This window comes from Dehalococcoides sp. UCH007 (genome assembly GCF_001010485.1).
Taxonomy (GTDB): Bacteria; Chloroflexota; Dehalococcoidia; order Dehalococcoidales; family Dehalococcoidaceae; genus Dehalococcoides; species Dehalococcoides mccartyi_A.
The window spans coordinates 1,181,170-1,194,146 of the sequence record NZ_AP014722.1 but is presented as its reverse complement, the minus strand read 5'-3'; the positions used below and the strand labels follow the sequence as shown (position 1 = coordinate 1,194,146).

General features: G+C 49.7%; 13 protein-coding genes, 1 tRNA gene and 1 other annotated feature. Of the genes, 4 read left to right on the top strand and 10 right to left on the bottom strand.

Annotated features, from left to right (window positions below; all coding sequences use genetic code 11):
- Positions 1-111 precede the first annotated feature (111 nt).
- The 4 genes from UCH007_RS06345 (at position 112) to UCH007_RS06330 (ending at position 4,055) form a co-directional block, all read left to right on the top strand.
- Entirely contained in the window at positions 112-1,605 is a 1,494-nt protein-coding gene (locus tag UCH007_RS06345; protein WP_046961358.1) for a reductive dehalogenase, read from the top strand.
- Between the two features lie 29 nt (positions 1,606-1,634).
- Positions 1,635-1,907: a hypothetical protein gene (locus UCH007_RS06340; protein WP_023652766.1), complete on the top strand. Its 273-nt coding sequence runs from the start codon at positions 1,635-1,637 to the stop codon at positions 1,905-1,907.
- 360 nt (positions 1,908-2,267) lie between these two features.
- Positions 2,268-3,758 (top strand): reductive dehalogenase, encoded by a 1,491-nt coding sequence (locus UCH007_RS06335; RefSeq protein WP_046961568.1) that lies wholly within the window; start codon positions 2,268-2,270, stop codon positions 3,756-3,758.
- A 27-nt stretch (positions 3,759-3,785) separates the two neighbouring features.
- The gene (locus UCH007_RS06330; protein WP_041331592.1) at positions 3,786-4,055 is read left to right on the top strand and encodes a hypothetical protein; all 270 of its coding nucleotides are present in this window, start codon (positions 3,786-3,788) and stop codon (positions 4,053-4,055) included.
- 75 nt (positions 4,056-4,130) lie between these two features.
- On the opposite strand, the gene trpA is transcribed toward UCH007_RS06330, so the two are convergent.
- The 10 genes from trpA to UCH007_RS06280 all read right to left on the bottom strand — a co-directional run bounded on the left by trpA (position 4,131) and on the right by UCH007_RS06280 (position 12,974).
- The gene (gene trpA, locus UCH007_RS06325) at positions 4,131-4,898 is read right to left on the bottom strand and encodes a tryptophan synthase subunit alpha (protein ID WP_046961357.1); all 768 of its coding nucleotides are present in this window, start codon (positions 4,896-4,898) and stop codon (positions 4,131-4,133) included.
- Positions 4,895-6,094 carry a tryptophan synthase subunit beta gene (trpB, locus tag UCH007_RS06320; protein WP_012882503.1) on the bottom strand — a complete coding sequence of 400 codons (1,200 nt, stop codon included), beginning with the start codon at positions 6,092-6,094 and terminating at the stop codon, positions 4,895-4,897. The genes trpA and trpB overlap by 4 nt, the downstream gene beginning before the upstream one ends.
- Entirely contained in the window at positions 6,082-7,104 is a 1,023-nt protein-coding gene (aroF, locus tag UCH007_RS06315; RefSeq protein ID WP_046961356.1) for a 3-deoxy-7-phosphoheptulonate synthase, read from the bottom strand. The genes trpB and aroF overlap by 13 nt, the downstream gene beginning before the upstream one ends.
- Entirely contained in the window at positions 7,098-7,757 is a 660-nt protein-coding gene (locus UCH007_RS06310; protein ID WP_046961355.1) for a phosphoribosylanthranilate isomerase, read from the bottom strand. Before UCH007_RS06310 ends, aroF begins: the two co-directional genes overlap by 7 nt.
- Positions 7,754-8,533, bottom strand: coding sequence for an indole-3-glycerol phosphate synthase TrpC (gene trpC, locus UCH007_RS06305; protein ID WP_023652760.1), 780 nt, complete (start codon positions 8,531-8,533; stop codon positions 7,754-7,756). Before trpC ends, UCH007_RS06310 begins: the two co-directional genes overlap by 4 nt.
- Positions 8,534-8,537: 4 nt before the next feature.
- Positions 8,538-9,563, bottom strand: coding sequence for an anthranilate phosphoribosyltransferase (gene trpD / locus UCH007_RS06300; RefSeq protein ID WP_046961354.1), 1,026 nt, complete (start codon positions 9,561-9,563; stop codon positions 8,538-8,540).
- Positions 9,556-10,158, bottom strand: a complete 603-nt coding sequence (locus UCH007_RS06295; RefSeq protein ID WP_023652758.1) for an anthranilate synthase component II — start codon at positions 10,156-10,158, stop codon at positions 9,556-9,558. The genes trpD and UCH007_RS06295 overlap by 8 nt, the downstream gene beginning before the upstream one ends.
- Positions 10,142-11,599, bottom strand: coding sequence for an anthranilate synthase component I (trpE, locus tag UCH007_RS06290; RefSeq protein ID WP_023652757.1), 1,458 nt, complete (start codon positions 11,597-11,599; stop codon positions 10,142-10,144). Before trpE ends, UCH007_RS06295 begins: the two co-directional genes overlap by 17 nt.
- A 38-nt stretch (positions 11,600-11,637) precedes the next feature.
- Positions 11,638-11,905 (bottom strand) — a binding site (T-box leader).
- 179 nt (positions 11,906-12,084) lie between these two features.
- On the bottom strand, positions 12,085-12,627 hold the full coding sequence (locus UCH007_RS06285) for a GNAT family N-acetyltransferase (RefSeq protein ID WP_041331371.1): 543 nt from the start codon (positions 12,625-12,627) through the stop codon (positions 12,085-12,087).
- Between the two features lie 270 nt (positions 12,628-12,897).
- A tRNA-Val gene (locus tag UCH007_RS06280) sits at positions 12,898-12,974 on the bottom strand.
- Between the last annotated feature and the right edge of the window lie 3 nt (positions 12,975-12,977).

Here is a 12,977-nt window from a genome sequence, read left to right as displayed (position 1 = left end):
TATATTATCAAAGTACCAGTTAATATTCGGAGGTGAAGATGTAAATTGGCTCCCGGGGAAGACCGGGTGACTATAGGAAAGACTAAATATTATTAAAAAGGAAATAGAAAAGTGCCTAATTTTCATTCCGCGCTGTCACGACGTGACTTTATGAAAGGGCTTGGGGTAGTCGGTGCCGGTCTTGGAACTGCAGCGGCCGCCGCTCCGGCTTTTCGTGATCTGGATGATGTGATATCTTCGCCTAATGCTGAATGGAAACGCCCTTGGTGGGTGAAATACCGTGAGTTGGATAATCCCACTACTGAAATTGACTGGTCATTGATGAATAGATGGGATGGACGCCAGACAGGGCAGGCACCCGGTATCCAGGCTAAGTATTTGGGTGTGGACGAAATAAAGAAACGATATGCCAATGTCCTGACCAATAAAGTAAATGCTATTACCAGTGAAACTCCTGGTCAGACACTGAAGGATTATGCCCTTTCATCCGGCGCAGGCTTTTTTATGAATTTGCCTTATGTGACCACTTTTATGGGTCCCCAGAAGGTGGCTACTCCCCAAAGTATGAATGTACCTGTCTGGCAGGGTACTCCTGAGGAAAACAGCCGTATGCTGCGTTCAGCGGTAATCTTTTACGGCGGCGGGCAGGTCGGTTTTGGTGTTATAGACCAGAAAATCAAGGATAAACTGGTGTTCACCAACCATAAAGGGGCTGCGAACTCTATAGGTTTCGTGGAAAATTTCCCACCGCCTCCGGCGCTGGGCAAAGCATATGTATTTGAAGATGTGGATGTAGGTTACGAAGGGGCGACTACTTTTGTTCTGCCGGCCAATAAACAGCTTTATGAATTTTGCTTCACCGTGCCTATGTCCAAAGACATGTTCAGGACAGCAAATGAATCCCAGATAATGTATGCTGCCAATCTGTCGCGTTATCGGCTCTTCGGTAATATCCAGAATTCTATTCAGGAATTTATCCGTTCACTTGGCTATACCTGTTACGGTTATGCCTCACCCTTTTCGGGTATTATGCCTGCTATTGCCAGCGCCCAGCTGACCGGTATTACCGAAGGAAACCGCAACAACGGTTTTTGCACCAGCCCTGAATACGGACCTGTACTTGGGGTGTTCAGTTTGGTGACCGATATGCCTCTTGAGCCTACCAATCCTATAGATGCCGGTATCTGGAGGTTCTGTCAGACCTGTACCAAGTGTGCTGATGCCTGTCCGGTAAACGCCATACCCAAAGATCATGAACCCACCTGGGATTTGCCAAATATTTATGGCAAGGCGGACATTGTCCATTCCCCCGGCCGCAAGCAGTATTGGACGAATGCTGTTGATTGCTGGCTGTTCCTGACAGAGTACAATGGCTGCGGTGCTTGTATGGCTACCTGCACTTTCAATACAAATACTGCTCCTATCCATGAACTTGTCCGGGCTACTCTGGCTACTACTCCCACCCTGAATACATTCCTGTGGCAGGCGGATAAATTCTTTGGCTACGGTTTGAACGAGGACAAGGAAGAGTGGTGGGATCTGTCTCTGCCGGTTTACGGGTTTGACAGTGCTGCTACATCAAGTCACGGCGGATATGATAAATAAATCCTAACGCAATAGAGGAGAGTAAAAATATGTGGTTTATTATTGGTCTCATTACCGGTGCTTTGCTGTCGGGCCTTGTCTGGCTGATGAAGAGAGATAACTTCAGCCTTACCTGGTATGAATGGCTGCTTGGCATTATCGGTTTGGCTTTGGTTATCTTTACTATCCAGAACTTTTTTGGCAGTCTGGACGAACTTGAGAGTAAGGCGGCATCTATGTTCCTGTTGGTTGTAGGGTTACCGGGGCTTGTACTGCTGGCAATCTCATGGCAGCTGGCTGCGAGGCGTGTAAAGAAAGCCTAATTTTATCTCTGGAATATCTAATAAAAGGGGGAAGACTTAAGTCTTCCCCCTTTTGATTTATTTACCTTGCATCTTTATAGTGACGGCAGGTTTTGTTGGTATTTGCTTAGGCCTGGTGGCAAGTATTTCCCCGAAGCAGATATTAGGTTGCTTTTGGAGTAAAAATATACTAAATGCTTAGCGGAATTAAGTCTTTGGGACCATTGACTCTTTATGGTGTTGCTAAATATAATCGTATACTAATATCGTATACTAGTATCGTATCAGGCAACATCAGGAGGCAGGTATGTGACTTGGCTGCCGGGAAAGACCGGGTGGCAATGGGAAAGACTAAATATAGGTAAAAAGGAAAATAGCGAAATGACTAGTTTTCATTCCACACTCTCGCGACGTGATTTTATGAAAAGCCTCGGGGTAGTCGGAGCAGGTTTAGGGACTATGAGCGCTGCTGCCCCTGTTTTCCATGATTTGGATGAGGTTACGTCTTCGGCAATCGGTATTAACAAAAATCCCTGGTGGGTGAAGGAAAGGGATTTCAAAAATCCTACAGTGCCAATGGATTGGCCTAAAATCACCCGCAATATCGGAACCTTCAAAACTCTGCCCAGACCCACGGTAGCTGATTTTGAAAAGGCCGGGGTTATCGGCGGTACTTCTACAGACCTTGAAACCCCCGAAATGGCACTTACTCTTTACGATGCCATGGCCAAGGAATTTCCGGGATGGACTCCCGGTTATGCAGGTATGGGTGATGTCAGGACCACTTCACTCTGCAACGCTTCAAAATTTATGATGATGGGCGTGTGGCCCGGCAATATGGAAATGGGCGGCAAAAGAGTTAATGTCATCGGTGCTATTATGGCGGCCGGCGGCAGTCCCACCTTTACTCCGTGGTTGGGGCCTCAGTTGGACACCACTACCCGCCCCCAGGATTTTGGCGCTCCCGTCTGGCAGGGTACACCTGAAGAAAACCTGAAAACCTGCCGTACCGCTATCAGGTTTTTTGGAGGCTCGGATGTGGCCGCACTTGAACTTGATGATGATATTTTGAAATTTATTCACTCTCAAATCGGCGGCAAAGATGTAGTCGTTGAAGATGTAGACGAAGCCTATGAAACCGCAACCAAGATGGTTATCCCCCGCAAGTGCAAATGGGTACTGATGTGGAGTGCCAGGCAGTCATTGGAAGGCACCCGCCGTCAGGCCGGCATCACCGAAAACTTCTCTGTCTGGTATTCATATTCCCGTTTCCCCAAGGTCGGTGCTCAGTTCCAGGAGTTTATCCGCGGTTTGGGTTATCAGGCCTTGAATCCGGGTATGAAAGGTTATCTGACTACTCCTCTGGCAGTCTTTTCCGGTATGGGCGAACACGGGCGTATGTCTTCACCTACCATCACTCCCAAGTACGGGGTAACTAACCGGGCCATGTGGGCGCTTATTACAGACCTGCCCTTGCTGCCTACTCCGCCCATAGACTTTGGTGCTTACAAATTCTGCAAGACCTGCGGTATTTGTGCGGATGCTTGTCCCTTTGGGCTTATTCAGCAGGGTGACCCCACCTGGGAAAACCCTGCCTCAGCCAAGTCCGGCATCCAGCAGGGAACATTTGAGGGCTGGCGAACCAATACCGCAGATTGTCCTCACTGCCCCACCTGTCAGGGCACCTGCCCCTTTAACAGCAAACCGGATTCATTTATCCATGCTGTGGTTAAGGGAACAGTTGCCAATACTCCTCTGCTTAATAGCTTTTTTACCAATATGGAAAAAGCTATGGATTACGGGCGGAAAGATCCTGAAGAATTCTGGGATTTGGACAATGACTTTACCTACGGTATTGACACCAGTTACTAAAAGCTTAAGGAATTGGAGGTAGGAAATATGTTTTTCGTAGGACTGGCAGTAGCAGTCGCTTTGACCCTGTTTGTTGTCTGGCTTGTGCGCCGGCAGCTTGGTATAAAGTGGTACGAATGGGTTATCGGTCTTTTGGCGGTCTCATCCTTGTTTGCCACCGTCCAGCATTATTTCAGTTCGCTTGAAGAGAACGAACCGACTTCAGCCTGGATGGGTGCGTTGATATTCGGTATTATCTTTCTTATACTGGCCGCACTGGACTGGCAGCTTATTATCCGCCACAAAAAGACAGCCTAGTAAAGCTTAGTTTATCAGCTTAAAAGGGGGAGGTTTAACCTCCCCCTTTATTACGTATTTTAAAGGTTTTACGAACTAGCCAAGTGCCTTTCTTAGCTGCCTGACAAAGCCGCTTACCTTTTCAAGTGAAGGGTCTGCCTGTACCAGCTGGATAATGCGGCTGCCTACTATTATCCCATCAGCATATTTTGAGATATCGGCGGCCTGTTCGGGGGTGGAAATGCCGAAACCAACTGCCAGAGGCTGGCGGGCGGCCTTTCTTACCCTGCTTACAAAACTGCCGAGGTCAGCCGGAAGGTTGGCAGTTGCCCCGGTAACGCCTGAGTGGGAAACAAGGTAGATAAACCCCCCTGATTTGGCGGCTACCAGTTTAATCCGTTCGTCTGTGCTGGTGGGGGCTAACAGGAAGATTATATCCAGCCCGGCTTCTTTGGCGGCTGCTTCCATATCTTCGGCCTCACCCGGCGGCAGGTCAGGAATAATAAGCCCGCTTATACCGGCGGCGGCCGCCTTATTGCAGAATTCGCTCAGGCCGTAATTGTAAACGGGGTTGTAATACCCCATAAATACCATGGGTATAGAGGTTTTTTCTTTTAGACGGGCGGCAACTGACAAACAGACTTCAGGGGTTACCCCGTTCTGAAGTGCCTGGTAGCTGGCGTTTTGAATAGTGACTCCGTCTGCCAAGGGGTCTGAAAAGGGAATACCCAGCTCTATAATATCCACCCCGTTTGCTTCCAGCATAGGCACCAGTTTCAAGGTGGTTTCAATATCCGGATAGCCGACTGTTATGTAAGCTATAAGGGGTTTGCGTTTGCAAAATGCGTCACTGATGCGGCTCATAGGTTCACCCCCATTGCTTTCTGGACAATATCCATATCTTTATCTCCCCTGCCGGACAGGTTTATGACTATATTTTTATCTTTGGGCATATTACCCGCTATTTTCAGGGCGTGAGCAATGGCGTGGGATGATTCCAGAGCGGGTACAATCCCTTCCAGTGAACAAAGGAGTTTAAAGCCATTCAGGGCTTCGTCATCTGTTACCGAAACGTATTCCACCCGTTTGCTGTCTTTCAGATGGCTGTGCTCCGGGCCTACGCCGGGGTAATCCAGTCCTGCCGAAATGCTGTGGGTTTCAATCACCTGCCCATGCTCATCCTGCAGCAGGTAAGACATGGCTCCGTGAAGTATTCCCACTTTGCCGGCACTCAGGGTAGCCGAATGTTTGCCGGTGCTTATGCCGCTGCCGGCGGCTTCCACCCCGATAAGGCGTACGCTTTGGTCAGGTATGAAATCATAAAAAATGCCCATGGCATTGCTGCCGCCGCCTACGCAGGCCACTATACAGTCCGGCAGCCCCCCCAGCTGTTTTAGTGACTGGTCTTTGGTTTCCTGCCCGATAACGGCCTGAAAATCCCGTACCATGGCCGGGTAAGGGCGCGGGCCGACTACCGAGCCGATTATGTAATAAGTGGTTTCCGGGTTGCTTACCCAGTCACGCATGGCTTCGTTGATGGCGTCTTTCAGGGTGCGGCTGCCCGAAGAAACGCTCCTGACTTCCGTTCCCATCAGCTTCATGCGAAACACATTTAAGGCCTGGCGTTTGATATCATCTTCGCCCATGTAGACAATACATTCCAGCCCCAGCATGGCGCAGACAGCCGCAGTGGCTACCCCGTGCTGCCCCGCCCCGGTTTCGGCAATCACCCTTTTTTTGCCCATGTGCTGTGCCAGCAGACCCTGCCCCAGGGCATTATTGATTTTGTGGGCGCCGGTATGGGCCAGGTCTTCCCGTTTGAGATAGATACGGGCACCTCCCAGATATTCGGTCAGCCTTTCGGCCGCATACAGCGGAGTGGGACGCCCCGAAAAGGTGTTTGAAAGGTATTTCAGGCGTGACTGAAAGGCCTCATCTGTTTTGGCTTTTTCGTAAGCCTGTTCCAGTTCGTTCAGGACGGGTACCAGTATTTCAGGCACGAACTGGCCGCCATACTTGCCGAAATACCCCGGTTTGCAGTTGCTGTTTACTTCAGGCATTTTTCTACTCCCAGCATATTTAAATATTCCACTTCTTTTGCCAGCCGGCTGAACTGTTCCGGATATAAAGACTGCGCCCCGTCTGACAGAGCGGCGGCGGGGTCTGAATGGACTTCCACTATCAGCCCGTCTGCCCCGGCCGCAATGGCGGCTCTGGACAGGGGGATAACATAATCACGGCGTCCGGCCGCATGGCTGGGGTCTACTATGATAGGCAGATGGCTTACAGCTTTGACGGACAGAATGGCACTCAGGTCCAGTGTAAAGCGGGTGTTGTCTGAAAAGGTGCGGATACCCCGTTCGCACAGGATTACCTGGGTGTTGCCTTCGGCCATAATGTATTCGGCGGCCATCAGCAGTTCTTCAATGGTAGCTGACAGTCCCCGCTTTAAGATAACCGGTTTTTTTGTCTGGCCTGCCCGCCGCAGCAGCGAATAATTCTGCATATTGCGGGCACCTATCTGGATAATGTCAGTGCTGGCTTCAACCAGCTTCAGATTTTCAGAATCGGTTGCCTCGGTGACAATAAAGAGGCCGGTTTCAGAGCGTACTTTTTCCAGTATCTTGAGGCCGGCTTTACCCAAACCCTGAAAGCTGTAGGGTGAAGTGCGGGGCTTGAATGCCCCCCCTCTGAAGAGCTTGGCACCTCCCTCTTTTACCTGACGGGCTATGCAGAGGGTTTGTTCTTCGCCTTCCACCGAGCAAGGCCCGGCTATGATAACCGGTTTGCACCCGTTTCCTATTTCCACATCTCCCAGACGGATAACGGTAGGTTCGGGGCAGGTTTCCCGGCTGACCAGTTTATAGGGCTTGGTTACCCTGAGCACTTCCTTGACCCCTTCCAGTGCCAGAAAGGGGTTTTCCTCTACCATGCCCTGGTTGCCTACTATGCAGACGGCGGTGCGGTGGTCACCCGGTATGGGTATACCCCGGTAGCCTGCATTGGTAATCTCCTTCATAACATTAGCTATCTGTGCCTCTGTGGCGTCATTTTTCATTATTACTAACATATCCGCTTACCATCCGCATCCTTCACCCGTTTGATAAAAAGGTTTATTTTAGCTGTATCTTTTGTCCCGTTTGTTTCCACCCCGCTGGCTACGTCTACTCCCCAGGGGGTGGCTGTTTCCAGAAGCTCCTGTATGTTTTCGGGATTAAGCCCCCCGGCCACTATCACAGGGTATTTCTGTGAAATCTGCTTTACAATCTGCCAGTCAAAACTCTGGCCGCTGCCTCCAAGCAATGTTTGGGTGCGTTTATCCAACAAGAATACGGGCGGTTTATTCAGGGATTTTAGCCCGTCCTCTATTTTCTGCATGACCATTTCGGCGGTAATGCCTTCGGCAATATGGATTGCTTTGATAAGCGGCAGTTTTACCCGGTTGCAGTATTCCCAGCTTTCATCCCCGCTAAGCTGTACCATATCCAGGTGGCAGGTGGCGGCAATTTCATTTACCTCCTCCAGCGGCTGGTTGGCAAAGATACCTACCAGCAGAGGTCTGGGGTTAAGCGGTTTTAGAGCTTCAGCTATCTGCAAGGCTTTGTCAGGGGTGATACGCCGTTTGCTTTGGGCAAATACCACTCCGGCAAAATCAGCCCCTGTCCGGGCTGTGGCCAAGGCTTGTCCAACCTCTGTCAAACCGCAAATCTTGGTCTTTATCACAGCAGTCCCCTCATTTTGGCGGCGATATCAGCCGAGGCCGTCAGGGCTTCTCCTATAAGCACCGCATCTACCCCCAGCTCTGCCAGACGGGATATGTCCGCTCTGGTTTGGATGCCGCTTTCGCTGACAACTATACGCTCAGGCGGTATCAGGGGGCGGAGGGTTTCGGTTCCGCTTAAGTCCACTTTAAATGTATGCAAATCACGGTTATTCAGGCCGATAATCCGGGCATTGCTCTTGAGGGCTATGTCCAGTTCAGGCCGGGTATGCACCTCTACCAGGCATTTCATACCCAGTGTGTGGCTGAGTGAAAGCAGCTCCTCCAGTTTCTGGGGTGTAAGCATGGCCACTATCAGCAAAATAGCGTCTGCCCCGTACAGGCGGGCTTCATATACCTGATAGGGGTCATGGATAAAATCTTTCCGCAGCAAAGGCAGATTTAATGCCGCCCCGGATTCACGTATTCGCTTAAGATTTTGAAGGCTGCCCTGAAAATGGTGTTCTTCGGTCAGTACCGAAATGGCGGCCGCCCCGTTTCGGGCGTATATGCGGGCAATATCCACCGGGTCAAAGTCAGGCCGGATTATCCCTTTTGAGGGTGAGGCCTTTTTAACCTCGGCAATAAGCTTAATGCCGTTGCCTTTCAGGCTTGCCGCCATGTCAAGGGGTGGACAGGGCATGTCCGCTACCAATGCCTGCAGTTTCAAAAGCGGCAGCTCCTCTTTCCGCCGCTTCAAATCAGGCAGGTTGTCGGATACTATACGTTCCAATATCACTGTTTTACCCGCCTGCCTGAGACTGGCTGAGTTTAATTAAAGATTCTAGTTTGGCCAGTGCCAGCCCGCTGTCAATCGTTTTAGCCGCCAGGCTGATACCTTCGTTAATGGTTTTAACCCTGTCTGCCACCATCAGGGCGGCGGCCGCATTCAGCAGGACTACATCTCTCTTAGGCCCTTTTTCGCCGGAAAGCACCGCACGCAGGGTAAGTGCGTTTTCCTGGGCTGAGCCGCCTTTGACAGACTCAAGGGGAGATGCTTTCAAGCCCATTTCCTCCGGTGAAAGTGCATGGCGGAATTTGATTATTTCGTTATTTTTCAGCTCCCAGATGACTGAATCCCCGCTGATGGACATTTCGTCCATGCCGTCTAAGCCGTGTACCACCAGGGCATGCTTGATATCCATATGGGACAGGGCTGAAATAATCTTGTCACCCAGAGATATTTCAGGCACGCCGATAAGCTGGTACTGGGCGCAGGCCGGGTTGGTTAGCGGGCCTAAGATATTGAACACGGTGCGGATGCCTATTTCACGCCGGGAGGGGGCTACATATTTCATGGCCGGATGGAACACAGGTGCAAACATAAAGCCTATACCCGCCTGCTCTATACAGGTTTTTACCTGTTCGGCTGGCAGGTCTATTTTTATGCCCAGAGCTTCAAGTACGTCAGCGCTGCCGCACATGCTGCTGGCCGCCCGGTTGCCGTGCTTGGCCACTTTTACCCCTGCACCGGATATAACAAAGGCGGCGGCGGTAGATATATTGAACGTGTTTATCCCGTCACCGCCGATACCCACTATGTCCAGCACCGGGGTGTCGGTGATTATCCGGGTAGACTTGGCCCGCATGACACTGGCCAGTCCGGCTATTTCTTCGGCAGTTTCCCCCTTGACCCGAAGGGCTGTCAGAAATGCCCCTATCTGGGCAGGGGTGGTTTTGCCCTCCATTATTTCGTCCATTACGGAGGCAGATTGTTCAATAGTCAGAGATTTGCCCAGAACTAAAGACCCGATTGCTTCTTTAATCATTTTTCCGCTCCTTTTTTGCTGATAAAGGTGCATAGTATTTTAGAAAATTAGCCAGAATCTCCTTGCCGCACTCGGTTTTAAATGATTCGGGATGAAACTGGATACCTTCAACGGGGTATTCCTTGTGCTTAAGCCCCATAATAGTGCCGTCATCTGTCCAGGCGGTTACCTCCAGACAATCCGGCAGAGTTGGCTTGTCTACTATTAGGGAGTGGTAACGTATGGCGGGAAACCCCTTGGGCAGACCTTTGAAAATACCCCGGTTATCATGCTGTATGAGTGACTGTTTGCCGTGCATTATTTTGTCTGCCTGCCTGACAATCCCCCCGTATGTATGCCCGATGCACTGGTGCCCCAGACAGATACCCAGGATAGGCAGTTCGGGGCCGAAACGGCGGATAACCTCGTTAGACACGCCTGCCTGAAGGGGTGAAGACGGCCCGGGTGAAATCACGATGTATTCGGGACGCAGGGCGTCTATATCATCAAGGGTAATCTTGTCATTGCGGACTACCTTTACTTCCTGTCCCAGTTCGGAAAAATACTGGAAAAGGTTGTAGGTAAAGCTGTCGTAGTTATCAATTAGTAACAACATGCGGTTTCTCCGTTGCCATATTTTCTGCCCTGTCCAGGGCTTTCAGCAGAGCCTGAGCCTTGTTCAGTGTTTCCTGATATTCAGATTCGGGTACGCTGTCACTTACAATTCCGCAGCCTGCCTGCAAGTGGGCAACGCCGTCTTTGACAACCATGGTGCGTATGGCTATAGCCATGTCCATATTGCCCGAATAGGAAAAGTAACCCACAGCCCCTGCATAGATGCCCCGTTTTTCGGTTTCCATTTCGGCAATTATCTCCATCGCCCTTATCTTAGGTGCGCCGGAGACTGTGCCTGCCGGGAAGCAGGACTCCAATGCCTCAAACGGGGTGATATCCGTTTTCAGTTTGCCCTGCACATGGGAAACCAGATGCATTACGTGGGAATAGCGTTCCACATCCATTACGTCTGTTATGCGGACTGTGCCGGGCCTGCTTATGCGGCCGATATCGTTTCTGCCCAAATCTACCAGCATGATATGTTCGGCGCACTCTTTTTCGTCCTGGCGGAGCTCCTGTTCAAGACGGATATCTTCTGCCTGGGTTTTGCCCCGTTTTCTGGTGCCGGCCAGCGGGCGGGTCATAACCTCGCCGTCTTCCACCCGCACCAGCACCTCAGGTGATGCCCCTACTATCTGGAAATCACCGAAATCAAGGTAATACATGTACGGGGAAGGGTTTACTGAACGCAGGGCGCGGTAAATGTCAAAGGGGTGGGCCAAGGTGGGTCTGGACAGACGCTGTGACAAAACTACCTGAATGGCTTCGCCGGAGTTAAGGTAATCTCTTATTTTGGATACCCGGCTCTCAAAATCCGTTTGTTTGAAATTGGACTTTGTTTCAGGAACACCGGCGGGAGCGGGTTTTAACTCTGTTTTGGCAAGCGGCTGCCTGAGCTGGCTAATCAGCTTTTCTATATTTTGGATAGCTTTGTTATAAGAGACTTCAATATCCTCTTCTGTATGGACATAGCTGAGTACCTTGATAGAGTGGCTGATATGGTCAAAAACCAGCATGGTATCTACCAGCATGAAGACCGCTTCAGGAAGGTTTAACGGGTCTGATGCGGGAGAGGGCAGCTCTTCAAAGCGGGTGACTGCCTCGTAGCCCAGAAAACCCACTGCCCCGCCGCAAAAACGCGGCAGCTCACCCACCTGTACCAAGCGGTATTTACTCAGTTCGTTTTCAACCTGCTTTAGAGGGGGAACGGTATCTGTCTGATAGGAGGTGATTACTTTGTAAGGGTTAGCGCCGATGAAACTGTACCGGGCTACCCTTTCGCCTCCTTCCACGCTTTCCAGCAGAAAGGCATTTTGGCTGGTCTTGATTTTCAGAAAGGCGGAAACCGGGGTTTCAAGGTCGGCCACAATCTCACGGGAGATGGGTATCAGGTTACCCTGTGAAGCCAGTTTTTTTACTTCGGCTAAGGATGGATAATACATTTTAGGGTACCTCGCAAAAAAATAAATCCCTCGTCCTTTTTAGGGGCGAGGGATTAACCTTCGCGGTGCCACCCTAATTATCCCTGCAAAAAATGCAGAAACATCTTTTTTCGGGTGCGGCCCTGATTTCTCCGGGCGATACCCTAGGCTTTGATAACGGTGCCCTTCCGTCAAAACCTACTCAAGTTTCCTTTTTCGGCCTGCGACTCCTGAGTCCATTCAGTTCTTTGCGCTAGCACCGGCTCACACCTTGCCCGGCTCTCTGAGCTTCGCTGAAGACCTACTAATCTCATTCCCAGTCTGTAAAACAATATTACAATATGAAAAAAGTCTTTGTCAATTTTACCTTATTCAGGTATCAGAGGTGGCTTGTATGAAGGTTAATTGGCCAAAATATGTTAAAAGAGAAAGCAGAATTTTTCTGTTGATATTCAGCCGCATTTGAAAACAGATTTTATTTTATCTGCGGGACAAAAGATGAAAGCTTAATTTATAGCTGATATTACCGCAAATATTTGGTGGTCTTCCCATTGGCCATTTATCCTTATGCCTTTCTGTTCCAGCCCTTCTTCATGGAAACCTGCTTTTTCCAGTACCCGCATTGACCCTTTGTTTTCCGGCATCACACCAGCCTCAACACGGTGCAGTTTCAGTCCATCAAACGCAAAATCTACCGCCAGAACAACTGCCTCTGTAGCATAACCTTTACCGTTGTGTAGTTTATCCAGAGTGTATCCGATCAAACATTTTTGGAGAGCTCCCCGGCAGATATGGAACAGTGAGACATCTCCAATCAATTTATCGCTGTTTTTTAAAAATATGCCAAAAGAATAGAGCTGGTCATTTTCCCTTTTTACAAAAGAATCGCTGATGTATTTACGCTTTGAATCAAGCGTGTAATAATCATCTTTAAAAACCGGCGAGTACCGCTGGAAGAATTCTTTGTTGGCTAAATGCAAATCGAGGAGAGACTCGGCATCTGTATCTTTTAAAAAGCGGATATAGATTTGGTTGCCTGAGAGAAACATTTGCTTTTATTTTCTGCCTCTAATTTTATTATCCGTTTCCGGTTACCTGATAATTATAATCCAAAATGATAATCTGCGGAATGTAAGTCGTATTCTATCAAAAGTAAATCTGGGGGCATTAGCTGATATGCACCGAAGGGTATATATGGCTCAACTCTGCAGGTTTCGGTTTGAAGATCTTTTCAAGAAAGTTTAGTGCCAAATTAGTGCCACCAATAAAAACAGCCCACATGAAACTTACATCATGGGGGCTGTTTTACGTTTAAAAAATGGTGGGCGGTATAGGATTCGAACCTATGACCCCCTGCGTGTAAAGCAGGTGCTCTAACCAGCTGAGCTAACCGCCCGGA

Coding starts and splice junctions, on each gene's coding strand:
- trpD (WP_046961354.1), bottom strand. CDS start 9,563: ATGATTAAAGAAGCAATCGGGTCTTTAGTTCTGGGCAAATCTCTGACT.
- UCH007_RS06335 (WP_046961568.1), top strand. CDS start 2,268: ATGACTAGTTTTCATTCCACACTCTCGCGACGTGATTTTATGAAAAGC.
- trpE (WP_023652757.1), bottom strand. CDS start 11,599: ATGTATTATCCATCCTTAGCCGAAGTAAAAAAACTGGCTTCACAGGGT.
- UCH007_RS06285 (WP_041331371.1), bottom strand. CDS start 12,627: ATGTTTCTCTCAGGCAACCAAATCTATATCCGCTTTTTAAAAGATACA.
- trpA (WP_046961357.1), bottom strand. CDS start 4,898: ATGAGCCGCATCAGTGACGCATTTTGCAAACGCAAACCCCTTATAGCT.
- aroF (WP_046961356.1), bottom strand. CDS start 7,104: ATGTTAGTAATAATGAAAAATGACGCCACAGAGGCACAGATAGCTAAT.
- trpB (WP_012882503.1), bottom strand. CDS start 6,094: ATGCCTGAAGTAAACAGCAACTGCAAACCGGGGTATTTCGGCAAGTAT.
- UCH007_RS06295 (WP_023652758.1), bottom strand. CDS start 10,158: ATGTTGTTACTAATTGATAACTACGACAGCTTTACCTACAACCTTTTC.
- UCH007_RS06340 (WP_023652766.1), top strand. CDS start 1,635: ATGTGGTTTATTATTGGTCTCATTACCGGTGCTTTGCTGTCGGGCCTT.
- UCH007_RS06330 (WP_041331592.1), top strand. CDS start 3,786: ATGTTTTTCGTAGGACTGGCAGTAGCAGTCGCTTTGACCCTGTTTGTT.